The organism is Pedobacter sp., from assembly GCF_035317785.1.
Taxonomy (GTDB): domain Bacteria; phylum Bacteroidota; class Bacteroidia; order Sphingobacteriales; family Sphingobacteriaceae; genus Pedobacter.
On record NZ_DATHGC010000262.1, the window covers coordinates 1 to 3,239 of the forward strand.

At 42.3% G+C, this 3,239-nt stretch carries 5 protein-coding genes; 3 read left to right on the plus strand and 2 right to left on the minus strand.

What is annotated here, in order from left to right:
* The 3 genes from VK541_RS16355 to VK541_RS16365 all read left to right on the plus strand — a co-directional run.
* A partial coding sequence (locus VK541_RS16355) for an MFS transporter (protein ID WP_324371395.1) occupies positions 1 to 534 on the plus strand: 534 nt, incomplete at its 5' end.
* Between the two features lie 54 nt (positions 535 to 588).
* The gene (locus VK541_RS16360; protein WP_324371396.1) at positions 589 to 1,434 is read left to right on the plus strand and encodes a sugar phosphate isomerase/epimerase family protein; all 846 of its coding nucleotides are present in this window, start codon (positions 589 to 591) and stop codon (positions 1,432 to 1,434) included.
* A 660-nt stretch (positions 1,435 to 2,094) separates the two neighbouring features.
* Positions 2,095 to 2,256: a hypothetical protein gene (locus VK541_RS16365; RefSeq protein ID WP_324371397.1), complete on the plus strand. Its 162-nt coding sequence runs from the start codon at positions 2,095 to 2,097 to the stop codon at positions 2,254 to 2,256.
* A gap of 58 nt (positions 2,257 to 2,314) precedes the next feature.
* On the opposite strand, the gene VK541_RS16370 is transcribed toward VK541_RS16365, so the two are convergent.
* Together VK541_RS16370 and VK541_RS16375 are read right to left on the minus strand one after the other, a co-directional pair.
* Positions 2,315 to 2,533 carry a cation transporter dimerization domain-containing protein gene (locus VK541_RS16370; protein WP_324371398.1) on the minus strand — a complete coding sequence of 73 codons (219 nt, stop codon included), beginning with the start codon at positions 2,531 to 2,533 and terminating at the stop codon, positions 2,315 to 2,317.
* Between the two features lie 161 nt (positions 2,534 to 2,694).
* Positions 2,695 to 3,239, minus strand: a 545-nt coding sequence (locus VK541_RS16375; protein ID WP_324371399.1) for a hypothetical protein, incomplete at its 5' end; no start/stop codon positions are given.

Below are 3,239 nucleotides of genomic sequence, written 5' to 3' on the forward strand. Positions count from 1 at the left end.
GTAATTTTTCTTGGCGCAGCATGTTTTGCCGTATTTCTGTCCGAAGGAGCCATGCTCGATTGGAGTGCCCTTTTTTTAAAGGAGAGCAGAGGAATAGATGCAGCGCTTGCGGGAGTTGGGTATGCCACCTTTTCGGTTGCAATGGCTGCCATGCGGCTTTTGGGGGATCGCATAGTTGAGCGGTTTAGTGGAAAAACAGTAGTGGTTGGTGGTGGTCTCATCGCTGCCTTAGGGATTTTCGTTGCTGTGGCAACTCCGTGGATCCCGGTTACCCTTCTGGGCTTTGTGCTCCTGGGAGTAGGGGCGGCAAACATAGTACCAGTTTTCTTTAGTGAGGGCGGCAGGCTTAAAGGGATACCTGCTTCGGCCGCCATTCCCGCAATAAGCACTATGGGCTATGCAGGTCAACTCGCGGGGCCCGCCCTTCTCGGATTTATCGCCTATCACTTTTCCCTGACCGCTGCGCTGACCTTTACCGGGGCATTGCTTTTAAGTGTTGCCCTAAGTTATGCATTCAGGAAACCCAATGTTTAATCCAAATATTAAATAACAAAACACATGTATAAATCACAGAAAAATCTATTACAAATGCTACTTGTTGCCATCCTGTTCGGAACAGGGATATTGACATCAAATGCACAAAAAAGAAAAGATGTTGGACTACAGCTTTATTCTCTTCGTGAACTAATACCAAAAGATGTTAAGGGAACTTTGCAAAAAGTTTCCCTCGCAGGCTATAATCAAGTTGAGCTATATGGCTTTAGCATCAAGGACCAATTTTGGGGTTTGAAACCGGTGGAACTTAAAAAAATTCTTGATGAGAACCATCTCAAGGCAATTAGCGGCCATTTTAATATGTCTCCCTACTTAAAAACAGGTGACGATGCCGAGCTTAAGGCCGCAATCGATGCCGCTAAAATTCTGGGACTGCAATATATTACCATTCCGTGGCTAGAGCCAGGTATCAGGACCAATGCTGAAGATTATGGGACTTTAGCGAAGAGGCTCAACTATGCAGGTCAGCTCTGCAAAAATGCAGGACTGAAATTGGCTTACCATAATCATGATTTTGAGTTTATCAAATATGGCAATGAAACAGGAATGGACATCCTGCTAAAGTACACAGATAAAAAATTGGTCGATTTTGAAATGGATATCTATTGGGTCATTCGTTCAGGTCTTCAGCCATACGCACTTTTCAAGGCCAATCCTGGGAGGTTTGTGATGTGGCATATCAAGGACATGGATAAATCAGATCCGAATTTGAATGCAGAGATTGGTTCGGGAACTATAGATTATAAGGATATTTTCAAACATGCAAAGCTTTCCGGAATGAAATACTTCTTTGTGGAACACGAGACGAACTATAAGCCGGATATGATTGGTTCCATCACACAAAGCTGTACGTTTGTTAGGGATCAAATTCTAAGATAAGCACAAAAGAGAGTGTCATTTGCAGTAATAGGATTTAACATAAAGCTCTATAATGACTTAACTAAAATTCTCGTTACGATTTTGTAAGGCTTTTGTGTGAAGTTGAACAAAAAATCCTGTTGAACCTGCCATTTGGACGTAGCCAAAGTCAGTGCTGTAAGGCCGAAATCCTACTTTTAAGAACAAAAAGCAGCATTAATTCAACTTATCAGGTTCAATTTGGGATCAGGTATTTATTCTAACAAAACTTATTTCTGTTCTTGTCCGTAGCAGCCCTTGAGCAGTCTGAAATTGTGAATTGATCATATTTTCGTTGTAATCACCTGTAATCCTAAATTATCGTCCTTTAGATCTTTTAACTTAAGATAGGTGATTTTCTTTATCAAATACTATTTGACTATTTAGTTTAATCCTTCGAGAGAAAACAAACGAATTTGATAACGCGCGAATAACAAAGCCTTAACAAAAGGGCTTTAGCTTTGCGGCATAAATATTTGGTTAGTATTTATACGTTTAGGTTTAGTTGATATGAAAGGCCACGATGGATGTCAGGGCTTTTTTATTTTTTTGATAATCCTAAAGTATATATACATTTGGGATTTATTGCCTCCAACATTAAAAATAACGTAAATTTAATAAACCGGTAACACGAGCTTTGTCATGTCAATCTATTTAGAATTTCCGTCGATATCTGATTACCCGGTATATAACCCGGTTAGAGAACTATTAACCTACGTTGAGGAGCTTGCAGAAGGGGCACATGAGGCTGAAACAAATCAGGAAACTAAGGAAGTCTCTGCAGCATTTCCGATTTTGGTTTAGCTGCAAGCTGTTTTTGTCGCTTCTTCTTCTTCTTTTCAGCCTTAAGCTTATCCTGGTATTAAATGTCCGGTTCTACATGGATCATAATGTCCGAGAAGCGGGGGAAACTATTGGTGATGTGATCTTTTACTCTGTGAGCGATGTCATGCCCCTGTTCTAAGGTAAGCAAAGTCAACTGAGGGGCTGCCTGCTGATGTATTTTAAAGTGATGTAAAAACATAGGCAGCTTATCACATTGGTCCAGTGTCAATGCATCGGTACCGATTAATAAAAGCAATATGTAGATAAAAACCTTTTCACTTGCTGATCTCACTGATCGCTGCATCCCTGCAGACAGGGAAAGCAGCAAATGTAAATGCGGTACACGCTATTAGAAATGGGTAACGCTATATATACACCATATTAACCGGATCATATATTGGCTGCTGACGTTGAATTTTATAATCGCTGAAGCCTGACCCTGGGTATTTTACCCTTCGGATAACAGTTGTTTTTGATTAGTGGACTACCCGTCGGAACACGGAAGTCGAGATGCTGCCAGTCTCTGAACTGCGGATCCCAAACTGTGCCATTCTTTTCAAAATTCAGCGTTTGGGTTAGCGCTGGAAGGTCCCGGTATTTTTGGTTGTATTTCCAGGCCGCTCCCCAATGAAATACTGTTTGGGTAGAATCTGTGGTCCAGTAAACATTGCGATCAATATTCAGGTTAAGCATTTCCAGGCTGATGTCTTTGGGCTGACCCGCGCTGCTCTTTGCCTGGTAGCCTGCCGCCCAGTCTTTTTCGCTGCTGGAGGTAGCATCTTTTGCGGGCAGTTTCGGTCTTATTGCTGCAGGCCAGTGACGCCCGTCCGGAATATCAAACCATCCTCTGGCCTGGGCGCCCGTGTTGTATACGAGGATATTGTTCCGGATCAGCTGATCGTGGTTCCAGACCGGTATTTCTTTGCCAAACCTTTTTCCTGTTCCTTCGATGATCTGCGGGG

Excerpts from the sequence above, each read along its gene's own strand:
- VK541_RS16360 (WP_324371396.1), top strand. The coding sequence starts at position 589 with ATGCTACTTGTTGCCATCCTGTTCGGAACAGGGATATTGACATCAAAT.
- VK541_RS16365 (WP_324371397.1), top strand. The coding sequence starts at position 2,095 with ATGTCAATCTATTTAGAATTTCCGTCGATATCTGATTACCCGGTATAT.